This is a genomic window from Enterococcus sp. 9D6_DIV0238 (assembly GCF_002174455.2).
GTDB lineage: Bacteria > Bacillota > Bacilli > Lactobacillales > Enterococcaceae > Enterococcus_L > Enterococcus_L dunnyi.
The window spans coordinates 311,356-336,355 of sequence record NZ_CP147246.1 but is presented as its reverse complement, the minus strand read 5'-3'; the positions used below and the strand labels follow the sequence as shown (position 1 = coordinate 336,355).

The following is a 25,000-nucleotide window of genomic DNA, read 5'->3' as shown; positions in this document are numbered from 1 at the left end:
AAAAATAGCTGATAGGACGCTGTTTATCTAAGTTTTAAAGTGAAGCAAAACTTTTGTTTAGTTTTGCTTCACTCTTTTTTTAAATAATCGTAACAAAAAAGTTAGATAGTACATATTGGAAGAACAGCATTTTTATGGTAGATTAGATTTACTTGAATGATAGAATGTGAGGCGGAATGAATGACGAAACAATGTCCAAATTGCGGAACTGAAATAGATAATAAAGAAGAAGTCTGTCCAAACTGTGGTCATTCTTTTAAAGAAGACCAAAAAAGTGAAAAGATTTCAACTGAGGAAACGAACACTGAAGCGACGATCAATGAGGAAGAATCATCCTCAAGTTTTCTTAATAAGGAACAAAATGAAAATATTGAATGGTCTGAATTGAAAGATATGAGTATTGGTCATGTAATGACGATGTTCAATGAGCAGCAAGAAGATACAAGTGCGACTGCTGAGGAAATCACAAATGACTCTGAGGAAATAGTCGAAGAGAAAAAGACTAACCTCGAAGACACAGCTGCGTTAGCCCAATATATCAATGACCATAAAAATGAAGAAATAAAAGACGAGTTATCTTCTGATGAGAAAACAAAAGATGCTGAAAAGACCAATGAAAATGAAGAGCTTGAAGAGCCAATGACTTCTGAAGAGACAGAACAAGCGGCTGAGCCGGAAGTAGAATCTACTGATAAAGGACAAGATGAAGTGAAGCCTATAGAAGAGGATAAAAAGCAGAATGAAAAACCGATAAATAATACATCAAAAGAAGGAATTTCTAAATTCGTTAAACCAGAAGAAAAACCAATCGGTCCTAAAGCATTACCAAAAGAAACAACTGAAATCCCTTCAAATAGTAAAAAGCCAGAAGAAATCGAAATGGACGCAGCACCGATCTTTTTTAAAGATGGGGAAGAAGGATCGTCTTCTGCTAAAGATCATTTCGCTAAACCGGCGGCTCCATCTAGTAAAGCTGAACCTAAATCTGACAATCCAAAACCATCAAAACCAAAAAACTATAAAAAATTATCGATTATTTTGGCGGCGGTCGTAGTACTAGCAGGAGGATCGTGGTTTGCTTATAGCCAAACACAAAAGAAATCTTCTGATGGAACAAAAGTGTCTGAAACGAATGAAAAACTTGCTTCTCAAACAGAAAAAGAATTGAATAGTTATTTTACAGATGATAAACAGCTGTTTATCAAGCCGGAGATGGTCAATCTTAGTCCGAAAACCATCAAAGAAAATTTGGACACATTGAAAGATGATAAAGATCACAAAAAACTACAAACATTGTATGATAAAGTGACGACGAAGCAGGCTGCACTTTCACAGGTCAATGAGCTATTTGATCAACCAGTTATTTCTGGAAACAAATTAAATGATGTTGCAATCAAGGCCGATAAAAAAGTCGATATTAGTAAATATGATGAAAAAGATGCTTTTGACAAATTGATCAACCAAGGAATCAATCAAGCAATCGCACAATATGATCAATTACAAAAAGCCAAAGCTGCAGTTGAAGTTGTCTACAAGGATAACCAAACGACTGAAGCCTTGACAAGAGAAACCTATAATGCTGCAAAAGCCGAAGTCGATCAAGTCAAGAGTGAAACGTTACGTAAGCCGTTAACAGAAGCACTGGCAAAAGCTGATCAAGCATTGACTGAACTAGAAACAGCAAATGCAGCACAACAGCAAGCGGCATCTGCTCAAGCGAGCGGACAGTCGTCAGCGGGGAACACAGCAGTTTATGATGAGCAAGGAAATACTGTACAACCTGCAAATGGCGGACAACCAGATGCAAGTACATTCACACCCGCAAATGCTGATGGTGTTTATACAGCTCCTGTTTATACGGCAGATGCAAATGATGTTAGCGATATGAGTAACCCAGCATGGGTTTGGGCACCTGGGATTCAAGATAAAGTCATTGCTACTTGTATTGAACGTGGATACATTACAGCAGGTAATTACTCATTACAACCCGCTAGAATCATTGATGGGGAAGGCTATTATAACCTCTATGGTGGAGATGGTCAGTATTTAGTTACGATCAATGCTAAAACAGGCTGGTTCAAAGGAAATGCTTCAAGAAATGCTGGAAGATGATCATTTTTTGAGAAGAAATAGATGAGGCAAAGGTCTTTGTACTTTTGTCTCGTTTTCCTTCTGAATCAATCTATATAGGCGCTTATGCAAGCACGAAACAGAAAAAATGAGTTTCTGCATTTTTAAAGACATCACTGATTGTCTTGATAAACGCCCTATGGTGAAAATAGCCAATGACGATTGGCTAAATACAAGGAGAAACAGTATGGAAAAAAAAGAATATAACACATTCAAAGAAGGGGTAATGGCTTGTGTACCAACCATTTTAGGCTATTTAGGCATCGGAATCGCTGCAGGAGTCGTTGGGAAAAACGTTGGCCTATCGATTTTGGAAATTGCTTTAATGTCCATTTTGGTTTATGCCGGAGGTGCACAATTTATCATTTGCGGCATGCTTGCAATACATTCACCAGTTTCTGCAATTATCTTTACCACTTTTTTAGTAAATTTACGTCATTTTTTGATGAGCATGTCCGTTGCGCCATATTTTAAACAAGAGCCTCTGATCACAAGTATCGGGATCGGAACACTTCTGACAGATGAATCTTATGGGGTTTTGATGTCAGCTTTAAATAATGAAAATCGTGTCTCTTCGGCATGGACACACGGCTTGAATATCACAGCTTACGCTGCTTGGATTTTCGCCACCGTTATCGGAGGATTATTGGGTACTTGGATTCCAGATCCAAATTTACTTGGCTTGGATTTTGCGTTAGTTGCGATGTTTGCCGGCTTATTCATATTACAATTGGATGATCCAATAAAAAAACATACCAAAGAAACATTGATCGTTTTAGGAACGGTGATCGTTTCACTTTATCTATTTATGGGATTCTTTTCCCCAGAACTTTCTGTTTTATTTTCTACACTATTAGGTTGTACAGTTGGGGTGGTGAATTATCGTGATGAATAATTATGTGCTGCTGACTATTTTAGGATGTTCATTAGTTACTTGGATTCCGCGGATTTTACCGTTCCTGATCTCAAAACGTATAGATTTTCCTAAATGGTTTTTACGATTTTTATCGTTTATTCCTATTTGTATCTTGACTGCACTTTTATTTCAGAGTATTTTAGAGGCTCAGACAACAGGTTTCCCCCGGGTAAAAGTAATAGAAGCATTAGGCTGTATTCCCACTTTACTCGTAGCTATTCGTACGAAAGACTTAATGAAAACCGTTTTAGTCGGGATTGTAACGGTAGCTTTACTACGCATTTTTTTAGGCTAAGGCCAGAAGGAGCATACTATGAACGAATTATTAGCAAAAATTTTTACCGCATTGGTGATCGATGAAAATGACGGATATTACTTTTTACAAAAAAACGGGATCACTTTTCGTTTAGCAAAAGAAGAAGGAGCTCATGAAATCGGTGAGGCAGTTGAAGGATTCGGCTACTTAAATCAAAAACAAGAGCCGGAAATGACAACGGTGATCCCAGCAGCTCGAATCGGTCAATTTGCTTTCGGGACGGTAACGGGTACTAGAAGAGATCTGGGCGCTTTTGTCGATATTGGCTTAAAGGATAAGGATGTAGTAGTATCTCTTGATGAATTGCCTGTTATGCGCGAATTATGGCCTAAGAAAGATGACCAACTAATGATTGCACTCAAAGTCGATGACAAAGACCGTATTTGGGGTGAATTAGCAGATGAAAAATTGTTTAAAGCAATGGCTAAGCCTGGAACTGAAGACCTTAAAAACAAAAATGTCAGCGGCATCGTTTATCGTTTAAAGATGGCAGGTACTTTTGTTCTAACAGATGATTTTCAAATTGGCTTTATCCATCCTTCCGAACGTTATCAAGAGCCGCGTTTAGGTGAGAAAGTAAATGGCAGAGTCATTGGTGTGCGTCCTGATGGTGTGCTGAATCTTTCATTGAAACCTAGAGGATATGAAGTCATTAGTGATGATGCCCTGATGATTTTGACCTTCTTAGAAAGAGCCGCTGATCATAAAATCCCTTTTACTGATAAATCGAATCCTGAGGAAATCAAGCAGACATTCGGTATCAGCAAAGCTCAATTCAAGCGGGCGATCGGCAGCTTGCTAAAACAAGGGAAGATCAAGCAGGAATCTGGCTTTACTATTTTATTGGAAAAAGAAGAGAAATAAATCTTTTTTCATTCTAATTGAGAATCACTTGCAAATGTTCTTCAGTTATTTTATACTAATTATAATTTAATTCTAGGAATTACATTCCTAGTTTAAAATCATTCTAAATAAGGGGCTGCCAACTATGGATTCAACTGCTGCTTTAAAGAAAACGAAACAACAATTGCATGAATCTGGATTCAAACTAACGCCTCAACGAGAAGCAACGGTTTTAGTCTTACTAGAAAATGAAAAAGATCACTTATCAGCAGAAGAAATTTATTTTTTAGTCAAACAAAAAAGCCCTGAAATTGGTTTAGCAACTGTTTACCGCACACTGGAAATATTGACGGATCTAAAGGTCGTCGATAAAGTAAGTTTTAATGATGGATTAGCCCGTTATGATTTACGTAAAGAAGGTGCAAAGCATTTCCATCATCATTTGCTATGTTTGGAATGCGGCAATATTCAAGAAGTAGAAGAGGACCTTCTCGGTGAAGTCGAGCAAGTGATCGAGCAACGCTATCATTTCATGGTGAAAGATCATCGCTTAACCTTTCATGGTATTTGTGAAGAATGTCAGCAAAAAAAGAAAAATCAAACAAAAGAATAGTGTTCTATTTGAAAAAGCCAAACGTGTATTTTAGATACTTTTGTTTGGCTTTTTGTCGTTTATTTGCAAAAATGATTGACAATCCTTGAAGAATCTCATACAATAGCTTCAATAAACAATAAAAGTATCGATAAGAACTAGTAAGATAAGACAGTTGTACAGAAAGTAGCCGGTGGTTGAGAGGCGCACAAACTTGGATTATCCGAATTCCTCTTTGAACTTCACACCGAATGAAGTAGGCTGTGACGGTTAGTGCGCGCCCGTTATTGTGCCAGGGTATATATTTGTACCTATTAAGGCAATGAGTGTGAGCTGATTGTAAACAAAGGTGGTAACACGAGTCAATACGTCTCGTCCTTTTCAGAAATGAAAAGGCGAGGCTTTTTTTATTGTTTGAGTACTAGAAAAATGAGGGGGAGTTATTCTATGAGTTTTAAAGCATTAAGCAAGACAATCGATTTTGATCAAGTAAAATCTTTGTCTACATTAACGAAAGAGCAAGCGGAGAAAAAAGCACTTCGGGATCATGAATTGAAGGAGATCATAGAAGGGAAAAGTCAAAAGATTTTATTATTGATCGGCCCATGTTCTGCTCATGATGAAGAAGCTGTGATGGAATATGTTACTCGTTTAGCAAAATTGCAAGAAAGGGTACAGGATAAAGTTTTTATGGTTCCGCGTGTTTATACCAATAAACCAAGAACAAATGGCGACGGCTATAAAGGGCTGCTTCATCAACAAAATCCAGAAGGTGAAAGTAACCTGATCAAAGGTATCGCAGCTGTGCGCAGTCTCCATAATCGTGTAATCAGTGAGACAGGATTGACAACAGCAGATGAGATGCTTTATCCAGAAAATTTAGAATTTGTACAGGATCTAGTCAGCTACATTGCAGTTGGTGCTCGTTCAGTAGAAGATCAGCAACATCGTTTTGTGGCAAGCGGAATCGACCAGCCTACAGGAATGAAAAACCCAACTAGCGGCAACTTAAATGTACTGTTCAACTCTTTATATGCAGCACAACAAAAACAAGAATTTATTTTTAATGGATTAGAAGTGGAATCTAGCTCAAACCCATTGGCTCATGTTGTTTTACGTGGAGGGTTAAATGAGTATGGAAAAAATATTCCTAATTATCATTATGAAGATCTATTGAAAGTAGTAGAATTATACAAATCAGGTGGGTATAAAAATCCATTTATTGTGATCGACACTAATCATGATAATTCTGGTAAGCAATACAAAGAACAGATCCGAATCGTCAAAGAAACATTGATCAATCGTTCTTGGAACAATGATATGAAAGAATGGGTTCGCGGCTTTATGATCGAAAGTTTCCTTGAAAGTGGACGGCAAGAAGCAAACGGCAAGGTGTTTGGTCAATCTATCACCGATCCATGTTTAGGCTGGGATGAAACGGAACGTTTAGTTGAATATATTGCTGAGAATGCGTAAATAATTTCTGCAATGAAAAAAGCTCTCAAAGCAAAATAATTGCTTGTGAGAGCTTTTTTACGATCATGATTTATAAATTAGCAAATTTTTCCAGTAAGCGGATCATTTGGCAAGTAAAGCCATATTCATTGTCATACCAAGCAACGGTTTTAACTAATTGGAATTCACCAGCAGAAGTGACTTCTGTTTGAGTTGGGTCGAAGATCGATCCTTCTGTAGTACCAATGACATCACCTGAAACGATTTCGCGGTCGTCATAGCCGAATGAAGGATTATCAACTGTATGTTTTTTGATTGCTTCATTGACTTGGTCTGCAGTTACTTTTGTTTTTAGAATCGATACTAATTCAGTTAATGAACCGTCAACAACAGGAACACGTTGCGCATGGCCTTGTAATTTTCCATTCAATTCCGGAATAACTAAACCAATTGCTTTAGCTGCTCCAGTAGAGTGAGGGATCGTATTATCAGCTGCAGAACGAGCGGCACGCAAGTTTCCACCTTTGACTGGACCGTCTAAAAGCATTTGAGTAGAAGTATACGCATGGACCGTAGTCATTGTGCCGACTTCAATACCAAACTCATTGTTTAAGAAAAAGGCCATCGGTGCTAAACAGTTTGTTGTACATGAACCAGCTGAAATAATTTTGTCATCAGGAGTCAATGTATCATCGTTTACGTTGTATACGATCGTTTTCATGTCTCCAGCAGGAGCAGAGATCACAACTCGTTTTACACCAGCATCTAAGTGAGCTTGTGCTTTCGCTTCAGAAGTATAAAAACCAGTACATTCTAAAACGATGTCGACACCATTTTCTTCGACCCATTTCAATTTGCTGGCATCAGCTTCTGCATAGACTTTTGTTTCTTGCCCGTCAACTACAATTGAATCGTCAGTTGCAGTTACTTTTCCAGGATAAGTACCATGAGTAGAGTCGAACTGCAATAACTGAGCCAACATAGTCGGACTGGTCAAATCATTGATCGCCACCACTTCAATATCATCAGAAACCTCTTTGATTCGACGGAACGCAAGGCGTCCAATACGTCCAAATCCATTAATACCTACTTTTACTGTCATGCTAAATTTCCTCCTTTGATAGTTAAGGTTAAGACAATATCAAGAAATAGGTTAGCTATTTTGATACCTTCTCACCATTTATCCAAAATTTTGAACACAAAAACAGTACATAAAATGAATAAAGCAGTCAACGTAATATCCCTTTTGAGTTAAGAACAGATAGATATACGCTATACCTGTAGCATGAACGCTTTTTCGATTTTTGTCAAAAATCTTGTCTTTTGATCAATAAAGGTCACAAAAAATATTTGCTGTTATAGCGTAAAAGTGAAAAAAAGAAAACATGGACATTTGTTAATTTAAGCTCATAATAACGAAAGTAACTAGACAAATGCAGCATTAACCTTTACAATAAGAAAGGCTTTCAAACAGCATTTCCTTTTGAGGAAAATAGTAAAACACTAAGCTGTTTTACGATCATCAATTAAATCCAATGAATGAAATAATGAATATCGAAAGAGTTTATTTCAATTTCTTTAGAATAGGAGGACAAATTATGTCCATGTTTTTAGATCAGGTAACGATCGACGTCAAAGCCGGTAAAGGCGGCGATGGAATGGTAGCTTTTCGTAGAGAAAAATATGTACCGGACGGAGGTCCAGCAGGCGGTGACGGAGGTCGCGGCGGTGATGTGATTTTAATCGTTGAAGAAGGCTTGCGTACATTGATGGATTTTCGTTTTAACCGTCATTTTAAAGCACAGCCGGGCGAAAATGGTATGAGTAAAGGAATGAACGGGCGCGGCTCGGAAGATACGTTTGTCAAGGTTCCGCCGGGTACAACCGTACGCGACGCAGATACGGGCGTTTTGATCGGTGATTTAATCGAAAATGGTCAAACTTTGACTGTAGCTAAAGGCGGACGCGGCGGACGTGGGAATATTCGTTTTGCCTCTGCGAAAAATCCAGCACCGGAAATTGCTGAAAACGGTGAACCAGGCCAAGAAAGACGAATCGAATTAGAGTTGAAAGTTTTAGCTGATGTCGGACTCGTTGGTTTTCCTTCTGTTGGGAAGTCTACGTTACTTTCAGTCATTTCATCTGCACGTCCTAAAATCGGTGCCTATCACTTTACGACGCTTGTACCAAATCTTGGAATGGTTTCAACAACAGATGGGCGCAGTTTTGCTGCTGCTGATTTACCTGGATTGATTGAAGGCGCGTCGCAAGGTGTCGGCTTGGGTACACAGTTTTTACGCCACATTGAACGAACACGAGTGATTCTTCATGTGATCGATATGAGTGGGATGGAAGGCCGTGATCCGTACGAAGATTATCTGGCAATCAATAAAGAGCTTGCCTCTCATAATTTGCGCTTAATGGAGCGTCCGCAAATCATTGTCGCTAACAAGATGGATATGCCGGAAGCTGAAGAAAACTTAAAAAAATTCAAGGAACAGATTGAGAAAGAACGGACAGATGAATATGCTGATCATTTACCGATTTTCCCTATCTCTGGTATTTCCCGCAAAGGGATCGAGCCTTTGCTGAATGCAACAGCGGATCTACTTGAAGTTACTCCAGAATTTCTTTTATATGAAGAGGAAATCGTCGAAGATACTGTTCATTATGGGTTCCAATCCGAAGGTCCGCAATTTAGCATTGACCGTGACTCTGATGCCACTTGGATCTTGTCAGGTGAATCATTGGAGAAATTATTCCAAATGACGAACTTTGAACATGACGAAAGCGTGATGCGTTTTGCTCGTCAGTTACGCGGAATGGGCGTTGATGAAGCTCTCCGAGCACGTGGAGCAAAAGATGGAGATATCGTGAGAATAGCTGAATTTGAATTTGAGTTTGTTGAATAAGAATAGATGAAAGAGCTGATCATTGATCAGTTCTTTTTTAGATGATTTTGGTGAATTTATTCACATGATTTAAGGCAAAGACTCTTTGATTTAATTGTCTACTTCAAAATGATAGTGATTTTCAATAGGAGTTTCTAAGACAATTGAACTCTTGACTTTAGCAAATCTCATCCATTTTGCAAGCAGCTCCTTCATCTCAGTGGTATTTTGAACGGTAGCTTTTACAAGATAATTCACTTCTCCACTGACGATATGGACTTCGTTGACTTGCGGCAGCTGTTTTAGCATGGGAATTATCTTTTCAAGGGGCAAGGTGACTTGGCTTAGTTCGGAAAAGAAGGTGATTGTTTCGTTGTACTGATTTAAAGATGTTTGGATCGTAAAGCTTTTGATGATCCCTTTTTCGACCAATTTATCGATTCGTTCTTTTACGCTGGGACGACTTAAATTAACCTGACGAGAGAGCTCAACGATTGAAATACGTGAGTTTTCATGCAGGATCTGTAATAGCTTATAATCAGTTCTATCCATCGATCTACCTCCTAATAGTGCTGTGCGACTTATTTTGTACAATTATTATAGTGTATAACTCGTGTTTTTTCTAGCTATTTCAGATTGTAAAAAAAAGGAAGGAATAATTTCTAATATGAAAAGAATGCGCTTTCATTCCATGCTTTTTTTTATATACAAAAATAGAAAGAATCCTTTATGATAAACCTATCTTGAGATGTAAGCTATTTTACTAGTAAAAGCAGTGTTTCTTCAATCAAAAAAGGAACCAAGAAGGAGTGTTCTTTATGGTGGGAAACAAATGGTTGAAATTTTTGTTGCTTTATTTAGGTGGAGTGGTCGTTTCATTGAGCCAATTGAAGTTGGTTCCTATTCAGAATGAATTAAGTCAGGAGCTTGGCGTTAGTCTATCGATGATTTCATGGTTGATGGCGATCTTTACGGTTTCTGGTATCTTTTTAGCAATTCCAGGAGGCGCTTTAGTGGCGCACTTTGGAGCGAAAAAGCTATTAGTTGGGTTGATGAGTTGTTTAGCTATAGGGAACCTTTGGGGATATTTTTCCAAGAGCTATTTCACATTATTACTCTCCAGAGTCATTGAGGGAATTTCGTTTTCGATGATCATTATGGTAGGCATCGTATTGATCAATTTTTGGTTTAAGAAAGGAAATAGCGGCATTGCAACTGGCCTTTGGGGAACATTTTCAGCATTAGGTTCGATGTTGGCTATGAATGTATTTAAACCATTGACTCAATTGTACGGTCTTCGTTTCTTGTGGTTGCTTATCGCAGTATGTGCCGTTTTCTTATTGTTTATTTATCTGTTTCTATTCGACGAACCCGCAGTATATGAAAAGGAAAGTCAAAAAGAAGAGAAGACAACTATTAAAAAGACGATCAAAAATAAATCGATCTGTCTTTTGGCTTTAGCACAAGGCGGGATGGCTTTCATTTTGTTTGCTTTTATCAATCTTTATCCATTGATTTATACACAGCTATATGGATTATCAGAAACAGTGGCAAATCGGTATACAGGTTACTTTGGTCTATTCGGTATTCCTTTTGGTGCTGTAGCCGGCTACTTGATCGATAAAACAAGAAAAGGCAAAGTCGTGATTGTTTGTTCATTTTTCTTATTATTTGTTTCAACATTGTGGATGGCATTTTTATCCAGTGAAGTGACATTTATTGGACAATTGTTTACTCTATCTGCCGGAGCAAGTCTAGCATCATCCTGTGTGATGATCTTAGCACCAAAAGTGGTCAAGCAAGAGCAATCGATTGGTTCAAGCATCTCGTTTATCAACTTATTTTATTATATAGGTATTTTTATAGGCACACCCATAGTTACAGAAATCAGTGAAAAAAATCAATCGTGGACGATCGCGATTTATGCGCTGAGCGGTATTGGAATTTTCTCTTTGCTGGCGATCATAGCCTTTGTCAAATTGAATCGAGAAAAAGTTTTAGCCTGAAAGAGCGATGATTGATTTATTAAATAGGAATTGTAGAGAAAAGAAAGGTGATAGCAATGAAAAATAATTTTCAAGCAGATCGTGCATATGCACAATGGTTGGATGATAATGACCCGTTAAAAGAAATTAGAGGTCGCTTTTATGTACAGGAAGATGAAATTTATATGGATGGGAATTCTTTGGGGCTAGCCTCCAAAGATGCAGAAGAGGCCTTGCTGAAAATGCTGGAAACTTGGAAAAAGGAAGGCATCAAACTATGGGACGGCTTATTTCATTATGCCGGAAAGTTAGGCGAACTATCAGCACCATTGATCAATGCATATCCAGATGAAATCGTGATCACTGGAAGTACAACGATAAATATTCATCAATGCATTAGTACATTATATAAACCAACAAAAGATCGTTATAAAATATTAGTAGATGATCTAAATTTTCCAACAGACCGATATGCCATCGACAGTCAAGTACGTCTGCGTGGATACACCCCTGATGAAGCTGTTAAAGTAGTCAAAAGTTCTGATGGTCGTTTGATCGATGAAGAAGCGGTCATCACTGCAATGACAGACGATGTTGCGATCATACTGCTGCCAACTGTGTTGTATAGAAGTTCTCAAGTACTAGATATGAGGAAAGTAACAAAAGCCGCACACGACAGAGGGATCTTGATTGGGTGGGATCTGTGCCATGCGATCGGTGCGATTCCAATGGATTTTAAGGAAGTACAACCGGATTTTGCAGTGTGGTGTACGTATAAATATCTCTCAGCAGGACCAGGATCGATTGCTGGTCTATACATGAATAGAAAACATTTTAAAGAAACTCCCGGATTAGCTGGCTGGTGGGGGAATAAAGATGAGACTCAATTTGAATTGAAGCATCAGTTCGAACACCAACAAGATGCCAGTGGTTGGCAAATCGGTTCACCAAGCTTTTTAGCTATGGCGCCTTTAGAAGGAACCTTAAACATTTTTAATGAAGTGGGAATAGAAAAGATTCGTGAAAAATCATTGTTGATCACAGCCTATTTAATGTATTTGATCGATGAAAAACTTGAACGTTATGGTTTTAATGTAGGAAATCCTCGTGAAGACAATCGACGTGGCGGTCATGTTTGCTTAGAACATCAAGAAGCATACCGAATCTGTAAGGCATTAAAGCAAGCAGGGATTGTTCCGGACTTTAGGGAACCAAATGTCATTCGGTTGGCACCAATAGCTTTGTATAATACTTATCAAGAAGTGTATACACTTGTGGAAACACTAGAGAAAATCGCCGTAGAAAAGACATATGAACAGTTTAGTAATGAACGGACATTAGTTGTTTAAAATAAATCAGCGAGGTGATAAAAATGCGTATTGGAATTCCTAAAGAAATTAAGAATAATGAAAATAGAGTAGCCATCACACCTTCTGGAGTCGTTAGTTTAGTTGATGCTGGTCATGACGTCGTTGTTGAACGTGGAGCAGGTCTTGGTTCAGGTTTTACAGATCAGGAATACAAAACAGTTGGTGCAGTCATTGAAGCGGATACTAGTAAAGTTTGGCAATCAGAAATGGTGATCAAAGTCAAAGAACCGCTGCCGCAAGAATTTCAGTATTTTCATGATGATTTAATTTTGTTTACCTATCTGCATCTTGCACCTGAACCTGAATTAACGAATGCTTTGATTAGTAGTAATGTCACCGCTGTAGCCTATGAAACAATGAGCTTGAACCATACATTACCTCTATTGACTCCAATGAGTGAAGTTGCTGGTAGAATGTCTGTTCAAATCGGTGCACAATTTTTAGAAAAACCAAAAGGTGGAGAAGGAATCCTGCTTTTCGGCGTTCCTGGTGTTGAGCGAGGAAAAGTGGTCATTATCGGCGGAGGTGTTGCAGGGACGAATGCCGCAAAAATCGCTATTGGGTTGGGGGCTAAAGTTACTATATTGGATGTCAACCCGAATCGCTTGGCAGAATTAGATGATTTGTTCGGTAATAATGTGCAGACGCTGATTTCAAATGCTTATCATATCGAAAACAAAGTCAAAGAAGCGGATGTGGTCATTGGTGCAGTGTTGATACCAGGTGCTAAAGCACCGAAGCTTGTCACTGAAGAAATAGTCAAGCAAATGAAGCCTGGTGCAGTCATTGTTGATATCGCCATCGATCAAGGAGGAATCTTTGAAACAACGGACCAAATCACGACTCATGACCATCCGACTTATATCAAACACGGTGTTGTTCATTACGCTGTTGCTAATATGCCGGGTGCTGTACCGAGAACCTCTACTTTTGCATTAACAAACGCGACGATTCCTTATGCTGTAACAATTGCTAATAAAGGGATCGTTCAAGCAGCAAAAGAAAATGACACGATTGCCACAGGAATAAACACGTATAAAAATCATTTAACAATAGAGGTAGTCGCAAAAGATCAAAATAAAGAATATACACCAGTATATGAGCTCTTAATTTAAACGATCTATAGGCTATATCAACATTTATTCAATTTCCAAATGACTGAGAAGTAATTTCAAAAGATTACTTCTCAGTCATTTTTTATATTTCCCCAGAGCAATCAACCAACTTTAAGTTTTATTTATGTTTCCTTTTTTACAATAAATTCAGTTAAAGGAGAGACAAATATGGTTAAACTAAAAAATAGTTTTCAAAGAAAAGAAAAAAAATATGCGCTATCTTATGAAATGTATCATAAATTAAAAGAAGAACTACAGGTCTACATGCAAGAAGATGAATACGGACTACACACGATCATCTCTGTCTACTTCGATACTCAAGATTATGAAATGATCAGACAGTCGATCGCAAAGCCAAACTATAAAGAAAAATTTAGAATCAGAAGCTATGGTGTTCCCAAAGAGCACTCAGAAGTCTTCTTAGAGATCAAAAAGAAAGTTCAAGGAGTTGTTTATAAGCGTCGAATATCATTGCCTTATCGATCCGCAAAACGATACATTCAACACCCGCATTCACTTAAGTTAAGTTCAGCGAAAGAGCAGCAGATCAAACAAGAAATCGACTGGCTCTTTGCTCGAAAAAGATTACAGCCAAAAGTCATGATCGCCTATGACCGTCGAGCATTATTTGCTTTAGACAATCATGACTTCCGGGTCACTTTTGACTTTAATATCCGTTTTAGACAAGAATATTTAACTAAAGAAATAACTGATTTTGGCGAACGTGTGGCTCCAGAAATCGATGTTTTAATGGAAGTAAAAGCATTGGGTGCATATCCTTTATGGTTCTCTGAAATTTTAGCAGCATTCGGGGTCTATCCATGTTCATTTTCTAAATATGCCCAAGCGTATCAGCGTTATTTATATTGTAGGGAGGATTTTTATCATGTTGTCTAGTCTGTTAGTTGAAAGCTCAGTCGATCTATCCTTTAAACAATTGCTTATTTGTATCGTAACATCGGTTCTTTTAGGATTATTGGTAGCATGGGTCCACATGTATCGCAATGTTTACAGCAAAAACTTTGTGATCACATTGGCAGTCTTACCTGTTTTGGTACAGTTGGTCATCATGCTGGTCAATGGAAATTTAGGCACAGGCGTAGCAGTACTTGGTGCATTTAGTTTGATCAGATTTCGTTCGGTAGCTGGTGGTGCAAGAGAAATTACAAGTATTTTCTGGTCGATGGGGATCGGGTTAGCAACAGGTATGGGATTTGTTGGCTATATTGCACTATTTTCTGTGATCATTGCTCTATTCTTATTATTGTTGAATACTATCCATTTTGGTGAAAAACAAACAGTTGCGGAACGAGAAATCAAAATCACGATTCCAGAAGATTTAGATTATCCTGGTTTATTTGATGATTTGTTTCAAAAATACACTTATTCTTCCTCTTTGGATTCTGTTAAAACCACGAATATGGGTAGTTTATATGAATTACGCTACCGGATTAATTTGAAAGACAGCCGAAAAGAAAAAGAGTTGATGGACGCCATGCGTGTTAGAAATGGAAATCTAACGATCGTTTTTGGAAAAGTATCAACAAATAGAGAAGAATTGTAGGTGGCATATCATGAAACGAAAAAAACTAAGTTCAACTTTGGTAATCTTGATTTTGATGACACTTGCTGGTTGCGATCGTCAGGCGTCGAATACAGATGAAAAAACAACTACCGATACATCACAACAAGCAGCAAAGACCGTTGCACAAGCTACACAAACATCTGAAAATACATATGGCTCATATGACGATGAAGATTTTGAAGAAAGCTATGATGAAGCTAAAGCTACAAACATCACTTTAAAGAACTCTGGAACTGAGATCGATGGCTCCGGCGCTTCTGAAAAAGACGGGTCGATCGTGATAACTGCTGGTGGAACGTATGTTTTTTCCGGTGATTACAATGGTCAGGTGAGGATCAGTGCAAAAGATGAAGTCGTTCATTTAGTATTAAATAATGCGAACATCACAAACGATTCTTCTTCTGCGATCTACGTTGAGCAGGCGCAAAAAGTAATCACGACTTTAGTAGATGATTCACACAACAGCTTATCTGATGGAGCCAATTATACTTTTTCTTCTTCAGATGTGACTGAGCCGGATGCTGTATTTTTCAGCAAAGATGATTTGACAATAAACGGTTCAGGGACACTGAATGTGACAGGAAATTATAGCAACGGTATTCGTAGTAAAGATGATTTGGTTATCACGAACGGGACGATCAATGTCACAGCCAAAAATAATGCGCTGAAAGGCAAAGACTCTGTATCGATCGCAGACGGCACATTTAGTTTAAAGACGTCAGAAGGAGATGGTATCCAGGCAAACAACGCAACAGATGCTGAGAAAGGGTGGATCGCTATCGATGGCGGAAAAATCAATATTCAATCCGGAAATGATGGGATCCAGGCTGAAACAAATCTATCGATCTCTACTGGGGATATAACGATTCAAACAGCTGACGGCTATGACGATTCAGCTATCGATACAACCAAAAGCTACAAAGGATTGAAAGCTGCAGGGAACATTATAGTTGATTCTGGAACATTTGACCTAAATACCGCAGATGATTCGATCCACGCCAATGCAGCAGTTACCATCAACAATGGGACGTTTTCAATAACAAGTGGTGATGACGGGATTCATGCTGATACTGATTTATTGATCAATAATGGGAAAATCAAAGTCAGTCAATCATATGAAGGACTGGAAGGAGCAACGGTGACAATCAAAGACGGGGATATTTCTGTCAAAGCTTCAGATGATGGAATCAATGCAGCTGGTGGCAGCGCAAACGAAAATGAACAAGAAGGTCCTTTCGGTACGGATTCATTCGGAGGACCAGATGGAGCTGGAGATAGTACAAAATTCATAGAGATTTCTGGTGGCACGGTTTTTGTTGATGCACAGGGTGATGGAGTCGACAGTAATGGCGATATACGAATGACCGAGGGGACATTGATCGTAAATGGACCATTGGATAATGGGAATGCAGCATTAGACTATGATGGTTCCTTTACCATTGATGGCGGCACATTTATCGCGAGCGGAAGTTCAGGTATGGCAATGAGTGCGAGCGACTCCTCTTCTCAAGCTAGCCTTAGTATTTATTTTGACGAAACAAAAGCTGCAGGTACACTGATCAATGTGAAGGATGAAACAGGGAAAACCATTGTTTCAGTTGCACCAGCAAAAGATTTTTCTCACATTGCGATTAGTTCACCAAATTTAAAAGTCGGTGAGACAGTCACTCTTTCTATAGATGGGGAAGACTCCGGGACTATGATAAACGGGGTGTATCAAGATGGAAACTATTCAAACGGAACCCAGCTAGCTTCTATTTCGATCGACGACGTATTAACCTCAGTGGATCAGTCCGGGAATGAAGTCAGTGGGAATCAGATGGGCGGAGGACAACCGCCGATGTAATTGATTTTCATTGCTTTTGCTCCTACTTTATTGATAAAATGAAGACATCAAATAAAATGAGGTGGATACGATGTCAAAACGAGTAATTATTATGCATTTTGAAGTAGAAAGTCAAGCGTATCAAGCATTTTCAGAAATAAAAAAATTGTATGTAGAAAAACAGGTCAAAGGAGAACAAATGGCGGTAGTCACTCATATCAATGATGGCGTCCATCAATTTAAGATCGATGATTTTCTTGATTTTACAGGTAATGACCATACATCAAAAAATAGTATGATCGGGATGTTGATCGGTATTTTAGGTGGTCCCCTAGGTATTTTACTTGGCTGGTTTGCAGGAAGCCTTTTAGGTGCCAGTCAGGACGCGAAAGAAATTCAAGGGGCGCAAACCGTTTTCGAACATGTCACAAAGCAAATTGGCGAAGGTGAAACGGGACTGATCTTGATTGCAGAAGAAGATGATAATCGTCCATTGAATCATTTGATCATGAATGAATTAGGCGGTGAGATCACTCGTTTAGATTTTGAAGATGTGGAACAAGAAATCTCAGATGCTAAAGCTGTCGAAAAAGAAACAAAGGACTCAGCAGAAAGATCTTGGCGCAATAAAAAGCAAGAATCAAGCGAAAAAGTGGATCATTGATTTTTAAAGCAAATTGAAATAAATAGTTCATGAAGAAGACGTGACAAATGCTGCTTTCGTCTTCTTTTTTTGAGTAAAAAGGTGGGAATAAGATGCTTAAGATACTTTTAGTAGAAGATGATGAAATTTTGTCAGATAGTATTTTGGAGATTTTATCTGAAATCGGAGAAATCGACCAAGTCTATGATGGAGAGGAAGCTCTTTATGAAGGCGAGCGCGGAATTTATGATCTAATTGTTTTGGATCTGATGTTACCGTTAATGTCTGGAGAACAAGTTCTGACAGCACTCCGCAAAAAAAATATTTATACGCCAGTTCTTATTTTGACTGCTAAAGACGGTTTAGAAGATAAGGTAAATGGATTTAAAAATGGGGGAGATGATTATCTGACAAAGCCCTTTCACCGTGAGGAGTTACTACTTCGTGTTCAAGCGTTGGCGAGACGTTCTTTAGGAATGAATGGGAAGAATGAGTTAGTGGTAGCTGATTTACGTTTAGATCCAGATAATCGCCAGGTAAGCTTCAAAAAGCAAGAGCTAGTTCTTCAGGGAAAAGAGTTTGATCTGCTGCACTATCTTATGCAAAACCGCGGGAGAATCATTACTAAAGATCAGCTTTTCGATCGGATTTGGGGATTTCAATCGGATACGACATTAACTGTAGTCGAGGTTTATATGAGTAATCTGAGAAAAAATATGAAACCGTTCGGACTGGATAGCTGGATCAAAACATTACGGAATGTAGGTTACCTCTTTGAAGTGCCTGAAGGTCATGCCCATGAATAAACAACTCAACAAAAGGCAGCGGTTCAATTATTTCTTGATGAATTTAGTTTCCTTTGCCAGCATCTTTTTGATTTTAGGTGTTATCGTATTCCAGCTGGTTCAAACATCGATGTATCAATCTGTAGATAACGATTTGGAACGACTGGCGACAGATCAAAAATTTATTCAACATCAGTTGATGAAAAAAGAACAGCTGCAAAATCAATCACCCATGTTAGGAAAGCTTGACGGTCCGCCTCCAAACAATTTCCAACAGCAAGTGATCCTCTGGTCTGCAGATGGAAAAATTTTGAACGAAAGAGAGCTAGGTTCTCGGCTTTATGATTTTCAAGCATTAAAGCTATCCACTGATGACTTGAATAAAATTGCTAATGTCCAAACGAAAGACAGTAATGACCGTTCATTACAGTTTCGATCGATCATTCTTCCTACAGAAGGGAAAGAAGATATTGCATATATCCAATTATTAGTGAATACAGATCCTATCAAAGGAACTGTCGAGCGATTCAAACAAATCTTGATCATTTGTATGATCATTTTCGGATTACTTTCGATTGGATTAAGTTATTTTCTTTCAAAATGGTTTATGAAGCCCATATTGATTTCATGGAAAAAACAGCAGGAATTTGTTGAAAATGCCTCTCATGAATTGAGGACCCCGCTTGCGATCATCCAAGCAAAATTGGAAAAACTATTTACGAAACCAAATCATACCATTATGCAGGAATCTGAAACGATCGCACTTTCGTTGGATGAAGTACAGCGTTTGAGTCAATTGACGAGTGACCTATTACTATTGGCTCGTTCGGATTCCAACTCTTTGACATTAGAAAAAACACCTGTGAAAATCAATCACTTTCTAAACACATTGTTACTGCCGTATCAGGAGTTAGCTATTGCTGAAGAGAAACAATTCACGATTGATCTAGGTGAAGAACAGCAACTCTTTTTTGACAAAAAGAGAATCCACCAATTGTTGATCATTCTTTTGGACAACGCTTTGAAATATACGTCATCGGGAGAGCGGATCATCGTTTTTTCTACTGTAAAAAATAGTGAATGGATCATCAAAATCAGTGATACAGGAATCGGTATTCCTGATGATAAAAAAGCGGCGGTGTTTGAGCGCTTCTATCGCGGAGAAGAATCAAGAAATCGCAAAACAGGAGGCAACGGCATAGGTTTAGCTATTGCCCAGTGGATCGTAGACGAACATCAAGGAAAAATAGAGTTGACTGATACTAATCCGAAAGGGACGACCGTCACACTACGTTTTCCTGTAAAATAAATATTATTTGCTAAAGCGAGCACTTTCTTCTAAAATAAAGAAGAAGTTTAAAGAAAGTTAGGAAGCCGATGGAATTACAATTTTTAGGTACAGGAGCTGGGGTTCCAGCAAAACACCGCAATGTCAGCAGCATTGCATTAAAGTTATTAGACGAAAGAAATGCCGTTTGGCTATTCGATTGCGGAGAAGGAACACAACTGCAAATTTTAAAAAGCAATATTCGCCCTAGAAAAATCGAGAAAATCTTTATTACTCATCTGCATGGTGATCATATTTTTGGTCTGCCTGGATTATTGAGCAGCCGCTCATTTCAAGGCGGGAATGAACGACTAGAACTGTACGGCCCTGTTGGAATTGCTTCATTTGTACGTACAGCACTAAAAGTGTCACAAACGCGATTATCTTATGAATTGAAGATTATTGAGATCGACAAAGAAGGCGGTACTATTTTTTCTGACAAACAATTCAGTGTTTCATGTTTACCGTTAGATCACGGAATCGCTAGTTTTGGTTTTCGAATCGTCGAAGCAGATCACGAGGGAGAACTACAAGTTGAAAAACTAAAAGCTTTAAATATCCCATCTGGTCCGATCTACGGGAAAATCAAACGCGGAGAGACGGTCACATTACCGGATGGACAGGAAATCAACGGAAAAGATTTTGTTGGAGAACAAAAAAAAGGACGAACAGTAACGATTTTAGGTGACACTAGAAAAACTAAAAATAGTGTGTTATTAGCTGACCATGCTGATATTCTCGTTCACGAGAGTACGTTCAATAAAGAAGAAGAAAAGATGGCGAAGGCCTATTTCCATTCTACAAGTCATCAAGCTGCGCAGGTGGCTCTAAATGCTAATGTTGAGAAATTGATCTTGACTCATATTAGTGCCCGCTATTTAACTGGTGATATTATTCAACTGGAAAATGAAGCCAAAGAAATTTTCCAAAAAACAAAAATCGTGAAAGATATGGATATCATCGATATACCGTTTAAGGATGAGGGGGATAAGTGATGTTTAAAGGACAGGATTTAACAAATAAAGTGATCGTTGTAACAGGCGGTTCTGCTGGTTTAGGTGAGCAGATTTGTTATGAGGCAGCTAAAAAAGGCGCTATCGTTGTGGTGTGCGCTCGCCGAATCAATCTAATCGGCAAAGTCAAAGAAATGTGTGAAGAATTGAGTGGAAATGAAGCATACTCATTTCAACTAGATATTGCTGATCCGGATAATGTAGATGCCGTATTTGAAAAAATCGAAGCAGAAGTTGGACCGATCGATGTTTTGGTCAACAATGCTGGTTTTGGTATTTTTGAGAATTTTTTAGAAACAGATTTGGCTATTGCTAAAAACATGTTTGAAGTGAATGTCTTAGGAATGATGGTTTTCACTCAAAAAGTAGCTTTACAGATGGCTGAAAGAGGAACAGGTCATATCATCAATATCGCTTCTATGGCAGGAAAAATGGCGACAGCGAAATCAACGATATATTCTGCAACAAAATTTGCTGTACTTGGCTTTTCCAATGCTTTACGCTTAGAATTAAAACCTTTAGGAATTTCTGTAACGACCGTTAACCCAGGTCCGATCAAAACAGAATTTTTTGATAAGGCGGATCCTTCTGGAGATTATTTGGCATCAGTTGATTTATTTGTATTAGAGCCCAACAAGTTAGCGAAAGAGATCGTTTCAGCGATGGGGACTTTTAAAAGAGAAATCAATCGTCCATTGGCTATGGAGGGGGCATATCGTCTTTATGCGTTATTCCCGCACATTGGTGATTTTTTAGCTGGCGGTTTATTAAATAAGAAGTAGGAGGAAAATACATGAAAAATCAGTGGCGAGTAGTGATTGGCCTTGTTTTAGTTCTTATTATCGTAGTCTTTGCAGTTTTGAACAGTCAGACAGTTCCTGTTAATTTCGGAGTCGCAAAAATCTCAGGTCCTTTGATCTTAACGATTTTAGGATCAGCAATTATAGGAGCGCTAATTGGTCTGTTGACATCAACAACAACGATGTGGAAACAAAAAAAACAAGTAAAAGAACTTGAGAAAACGATTGAAACCTATAAAAATGATAGCGAACAAGCAACGCAGGCAGAAGTGGAAGAAATCAAACGCAGCTATGAAAATCAATTGGCAGAATTACAAGCTAAATATGAAGCGTCCCTTTCAATGAATACGGCTGAACCTGTTGATCCTGAATCTGTAGGAAGCCGTGTCGATCATTTCACTAAGCCGAGAAATAATTGATCCATACATCAAAAAGACTGATCAGACTGCTCGATGAGCCGCTTGTCCAGTCTTTTTTCTTTTGCATAAAGTGAGAGACTTTCTTTAGTTTTCCGTTTGAATTTGTTATAATTACTTGGTTAGGAGTGGTGACGTGAAAAAAGCAAAATATGCATGGCGATTGCAAGAAAAGAGCGAATTGCCGGCAGAGTTTACAGAAATACTAACAAATGAAAAAATCAATCCCTTATTAGGACAGATTCTATGGCATCGCGGGGTCCAGTCTGCGGAAGCCTTAGAAACTTTTTTACGTCCAACGATAGAAAATCTTTATGATCCTTTTTTGATGTACGATATGGAAAAAGCTGTTACTAGAATTCAAGATGCTGTTGCGCAAGGTGAAAAAATTTTAGTTTATGGTGACTATGATGCCGATGGGATCACAAGTACGACTGTGATGAAAGAGGCGATCGAGCTGATTGGCGGCGAAGTGGATTATTTCTTGCCAAATCGCTTTAAGCATGGCTATGGTCCAAATTTGTCTGTCTTTAAAGAGCAAATAGAAGAAGGCGTTCAATTGATCGTAACGGTCGATAATGGAGTTGCTGGGCATGAAGCGATTGAGTACGCTGAAACTCAAGGAGTCAATGTGATCGTTACCGATCATCACGAATTGCCTTCAGATTTACCGAATGCTTTTGCTATCATTCATCCAAAACATCCTAAAGGCTCATATCCGTTCAGTGATCTAGCTGGGGTGGGTGTTGCATTTAAAGTGGCCACAGCCTTGTTAGGAGAGTTGCCAGTTGAGTTTTTAGACTTAGTTGCGATCGGCACGATCGCTGATTTAGTTTCTTTAACAGACGAAAACAGAGTTCTTGTAAAAATGGGTCTTGAAATGATTCAGACGGGTGAACGAATCGGTCTAGATATGTTGATTCATTTAGCAGAATTAAAAAAAGAAAGTATCTCAGAAGAAAATATTGGTTTTACCATTGGTCCTCGTTTAAACGCGTTAGGCAGATTAGGAGATGCCGCACCTGGTGTTGAGCTGATGACGACTTTTGATGAAGAAGAAGCGCAGCAGATCGCAATGTATGTCAATAGCCAAAACGAAGAACGAAAAGAAATCGTATCAAGGATCACAAAAGAAGCCTTTGAGCTGATCGATCCTGCTGATTCAGTTCACGTTCTTGCAAAACAAGGATGGCATGAAGGGGTTTTGGGGATCGTTGCCGGCAGAATTATGCAGGACACTGGAAAGCCAACGATCGTTTTGACGATCGATGAGCATAATGAATTGGCTAAAGGATCTGGGCGAAGTGTTTCAGCACTGAATCTATTTGATGCTCTAAATGAGATTCGTGAATCGTTCACGCATTTTGGTGGACATCATATGGCTGCTGGAATGACTTTACCTGTTGAAAATATTTCTAAAGTAAAAGAACATTTGCTGAATTATCTGGAAGTAAAGCAAATTGATCTTTCTCAAGGTCAAGAACTATTGATAGATGAAACATTAAAAATAGAAGAGGTTACACTACCTTTTATTCAGCAATTGAAAATCTTGGCTCCCTTCGGTACGGATAATCCTGTTCCTAACTTCCTATTCGAAGATGTTTCCATCGAGCATAGCAAGCAAATCGGTGCGGATAAAAGTCATCTTAAGTTCCAATTAGTTCAATCTAGTGCAAAATTAGATGCAATTGCCTTTCAGATGGGCAGCCAAATCGATGAACTAGGGCAAGGGAAGACGAACGTCTCCGGACAATTATCGATCAACGAATGGAATGGCAATAAAAAACCACAATTGATGGTCAATGATTTTTCCGTTGATGGTATGCAGTTATTTGACTTGAGAGGAAAAAATAATCGTCAAAAAGAAATACCTGTCACTAACACTTTATTTATTTATTTTAACGAAAATAATCAAAAATTGATCGATAATCCTGCAGCAAATCGAGTGCTGTTTAGTCAACTCGAAGATATTTTAGAAACGATCAAAACAAATCAAATTGAACAACTAGTATTTGTTGATTGTCCGGATGATCACTCATTGATCAAGCAAATTACTTTGCAGGGACAGATTGAACGAGTATATTTGATGGGCATTTCACCAGAAGAAGCTTATTTAAATGGTGTGGGCACAAGGGAGCAATACGCGCAATTGTTCAAATTCGTCAAACAACAAGAACAAGTCGATGTTCGGTATAAGCTGGATAATGTAGCGCAATACCTAAATATTCAAAAAAAATTATTAATTTTTATGATTCAGGTGTTTTTTGACTTGGGATTTGTTACAATAGAAAACGGTGTTTTAAGAAAAGTTGAAAAACCTGAAAATCATCCGTTGACAGAGAGTACAGTTTATCAAACTCGCTTAAAACGAATCAAAACAGAAGAATTTTTGTTATACAGCGATCGTGAGACATTACAACAATGGCTGTGGAATGAGGAGGAAGTATAAAAATGAATTTGAAAGATTATATTGCTAGTATTCCCGATTACCCTGAAAAAGGCATCGTTTTCAGAGATATCTCACCATTGATGGCAAATGGAGATGCGTATCGTGAAGCAACAAAGCAAATCGTTGATTATGCAAAAGAAAAAAGAATAGACATGGTCGTAGGACCAGAAGCTAGAGGCTTTATCGTAGGCTGTCCAGTCGCCTATGAATTAGGTGTAGGATTTGCTCCAGTTCGTAAAAAAGGTAAATTGCCACGCGAAACAATCGAAGTTACTTATGATTTAGAATACGGAACAGATACATTGACGCTTCATAAAGATGCGATCCAGCCTGGACAACGTGTTTTGATTTGCGATGATTTACTAGCAACTGGCGGAACGATCAAAGCAACTGTTGAATTGATCGAATCTTTGGGTGGAATCGTTGTTGGCTGTGCCTTCTTGATCGAGCTAATGGATCTTCATGGACGAGATAAAATCAGTGACTATGAAATTGTTACATTGATGGAGTATTGATAAAACAAAAAGATGTTGAAGGGGGACCG

At 38.4% G+C, this 25,000-nt stretch carries 23 protein-coding genes and 1 other annotated feature; of the genes, 21 read left to right on the top strand and 2 right to left on the bottom strand.

All coding sequences use genetic code 11. The annotated features are described in order from the left end of the window. Positions 1 to 180 precede the first annotated feature (180 nt). From A5889_RS01565 to A5889_RS01540, 6 genes are all read left to right on the top strand, one after another. Complete coding sequence (locus A5889_RS01565) at positions 181 to 2,112, top strand: cell division site-positioning protein MapZ family protein (protein ID WP_087640127.1); 1,932 nt, start codon at positions 181 to 183, stop codon at positions 2,110 to 2,112. 205 nt (positions 2,113 to 2,317) lie between these two features. Continuing rightward, a complete protein-coding gene (locus A5889_RS01560; protein ID WP_087640126.1) occupies positions 2,318 to 3,025 on the top strand; it encodes an AzlC family ABC transporter permease in 708 nt (235 codons plus the stop codon). Further along, positions 3,015 to 3,341, top strand: coding sequence for an AzlD domain-containing protein (locus A5889_RS01555; RefSeq protein ID WP_087640125.1), 327 nt, complete (start codon positions 3,015 to 3,017; stop codon positions 3,339 to 3,341). Before A5889_RS01560 ends, A5889_RS01555 begins: the two co-directional genes overlap by 11 nt. An 18-nt stretch (positions 3,342 to 3,359) precedes the next feature. After that, on the top strand, positions 3,360 to 4,226 hold the full coding sequence (locus A5889_RS01550; protein ID WP_087640124.1) for a CvfB family protein: 867 nt from the start codon (positions 3,360 to 3,362) through the stop codon (positions 4,224 to 4,226). Between the two features lie 124 nt (positions 4,227 to 4,350). Then, the gene (locus tag A5889_RS01545) at positions 4,351 to 4,818 is read left to right on the top strand and encodes a Fur family transcriptional regulator (protein ID WP_087640123.1); all 468 of its coding nucleotides are present in this window, start codon (positions 4,351 to 4,353) and stop codon (positions 4,816 to 4,818) included. Positions 4,819 to 4,936: 118 nt separating this feature from the next. Beyond that, positions 4,937 to 5,180: a binding site (T-box leader), on the top strand. A 64-nt stretch (positions 5,181 to 5,244) separates the two neighbouring features. Next, positions 5,245 to 6,273, top strand: coding sequence for a 3-deoxy-7-phosphoheptulonate synthase (locus A5889_RS01540; protein ID WP_087640122.1), 1,029 nt, complete (start codon positions 5,245 to 5,247; stop codon positions 6,271 to 6,273). A 70-nt stretch (positions 6,274 to 6,343) separates the two neighbouring features. On the opposite strand, the gene gap is transcribed toward A5889_RS01540, so the two are convergent. Further along, positions 6,344 to 7,354 (bottom strand): type I glyceraldehyde-3-phosphate dehydrogenase, encoded by a 1,011-nt coding sequence (gap, locus tag A5889_RS01535; RefSeq protein WP_087640121.1) that lies wholly within the window; start codon positions 7,352 to 7,354, stop codon positions 6,344 to 6,346. Between the two features lie 496 nt (positions 7,355 to 7,850). Between gap and obgE the strand changes: the two genes are divergently transcribed. Then, on the top strand, positions 7,851 to 9,164 hold the full coding sequence (obgE, locus tag A5889_RS01530; protein WP_087640120.1) for a GTPase ObgE: 1,314 nt from the start codon (positions 7,851 to 7,853) through the stop codon (positions 9,162 to 9,164). Between the two features lie 90 nt (positions 9,165 to 9,254). Here the strand turns inward: obgE and A5889_RS01525 are convergent, their stop codons facing one another. Continuing rightward, positions 9,255 to 9,695 carry an Lrp/AsnC family transcriptional regulator gene (locus A5889_RS01525; RefSeq protein WP_087640119.1) on the bottom strand — a complete coding sequence of 147 codons (441 nt, stop codon included), beginning with the start codon at positions 9,693 to 9,695 and terminating at the stop codon, positions 9,255 to 9,257. Positions 9,696 to 9,961: 266 nt separating this feature from the next. Here A5889_RS01525 and A5889_RS01520 point away from each other — a divergent pair, with 266 nt between their 5' ends. The 14 genes from A5889_RS01520 to A5889_RS01455 all read left to right on the top strand — a co-directional run bounded on the left by A5889_RS01520 (position 9,962) and on the right by A5889_RS01455 (position 24,971). Then, complete coding sequence (locus A5889_RS01520) at positions 9,962 to 11,149, top strand: MFS transporter (protein ID WP_087640118.1); 1,188 nt, start codon at positions 9,962 to 9,964, stop codon at positions 11,147 to 11,149. Positions 11,150 to 11,205: 56 nt separating this feature from the next. Beyond that, entirely contained in the window at positions 11,206 to 12,477 is a 1,272-nt protein-coding gene (gene kynU / locus A5889_RS01515; protein ID WP_087640117.1) for a kynureninase, read from the top strand. A gap of 23 nt (positions 12,478 to 12,500) precedes the next feature. After that, the gene (ald, locus tag A5889_RS01510) at positions 12,501 to 13,613 is read left to right on the top strand and encodes an alanine dehydrogenase (protein WP_087640116.1); all 1,113 of its coding nucleotides are present in this window, start codon (positions 12,501 to 12,503) and stop codon (positions 13,611 to 13,613) included. 168 nt (positions 13,614 to 13,781) lie between these two features. After that, positions 13,782 to 14,510 carry a polyphosphate polymerase domain-containing protein gene (locus tag A5889_RS01505; RefSeq protein WP_087640115.1) on the top strand — a complete coding sequence of 243 codons (729 nt, stop codon included), beginning with the start codon at positions 13,782 to 13,784 and terminating at the stop codon, positions 14,508 to 14,510. After that, positions 14,500 to 15,177: a DUF4956 domain-containing protein gene (locus A5889_RS01500; RefSeq protein ID WP_087640114.1), complete on the top strand. Its 678-nt coding sequence runs from the start codon at positions 14,500 to 14,502 to the stop codon at positions 15,175 to 15,177. The genes A5889_RS01505 and A5889_RS01500 overlap by 11 nt, the downstream gene beginning before the upstream one ends. Before the next feature lie 10 nt (positions 15,178 to 15,187). After that, on the top strand, positions 15,188 to 17,044 hold the full coding sequence (locus tag A5889_RS01495; RefSeq protein WP_087640113.1) for a carbohydrate-binding domain-containing protein: 1,857 nt from the start codon (positions 15,188 to 15,190) through the stop codon (positions 17,042 to 17,044). Positions 17,045 to 17,114: 70 nt separating this feature from the next. Continuing rightward, a complete protein-coding gene (locus A5889_RS01490) occupies positions 17,115 to 17,687 on the top strand; it encodes a DUF1269 domain-containing protein (protein ID WP_087640112.1) in 573 nt (190 codons plus the stop codon). 92 nt (positions 17,688 to 17,779) lie between these two features. Continuing rightward, complete coding sequence (locus A5889_RS01485; protein WP_087640111.1) at positions 17,780 to 18,472, top strand: response regulator transcription factor; 693 nt, start codon at positions 17,780 to 17,782, stop codon at positions 18,470 to 18,472. Further along, complete coding sequence (locus A5889_RS01480; protein WP_087640110.1) at positions 18,465 to 19,760, top strand: sensor histidine kinase; 1,296 nt, start codon at positions 18,465 to 18,467, stop codon at positions 19,758 to 19,760. The genes A5889_RS01485 and A5889_RS01480 overlap by 8 nt, the downstream gene beginning before the upstream one ends. 68 nt (positions 19,761 to 19,828) lie before the next feature. Next, positions 19,829 to 20,773, top strand: coding sequence for a ribonuclease Z (gene rnz / locus A5889_RS01475; RefSeq protein WP_087640109.1), 945 nt, complete (start codon positions 19,829 to 19,831; stop codon positions 20,771 to 20,773). Beyond that, positions 20,773 to 21,573, top strand: coding sequence for an SDR family NAD(P)-dependent oxidoreductase (locus A5889_RS01470; RefSeq protein WP_087640108.1), 801 nt, complete (start codon positions 20,773 to 20,775; stop codon positions 21,571 to 21,573). Before rnz ends, A5889_RS01470 begins: the two co-directional genes overlap by 1 nt. An 11-nt stretch (positions 21,574 to 21,584) precedes the next feature. Then, the gene (locus A5889_RS01465; RefSeq protein WP_087640107.1) at positions 21,585 to 22,010 is read left to right on the top strand and encodes a LapA family protein; all 426 of its coding nucleotides are present in this window, start codon (positions 21,585 to 21,587) and stop codon (positions 22,008 to 22,010) included. Positions 22,011 to 22,143: 133 nt separating this feature from the next. Continuing rightward, on the top strand, positions 22,144 to 24,456 hold the full coding sequence (gene recJ, locus A5889_RS01460; RefSeq protein ID WP_087640106.1) for a single-stranded-DNA-specific exonuclease RecJ: 2,313 nt from the start codon (positions 22,144 to 22,146) through the stop codon (positions 24,454 to 24,456). Positions 24,457 to 24,458: 2 nt separating this feature from the next. Then, positions 24,459 to 24,971, top strand: coding sequence for an adenine phosphoribosyltransferase (locus A5889_RS01455; RefSeq protein ID WP_087640105.1), 513 nt, complete (start codon positions 24,459 to 24,461; stop codon positions 24,969 to 24,971). Positions 24,972 to 25,000 lie beyond the last annotated feature (29 nt).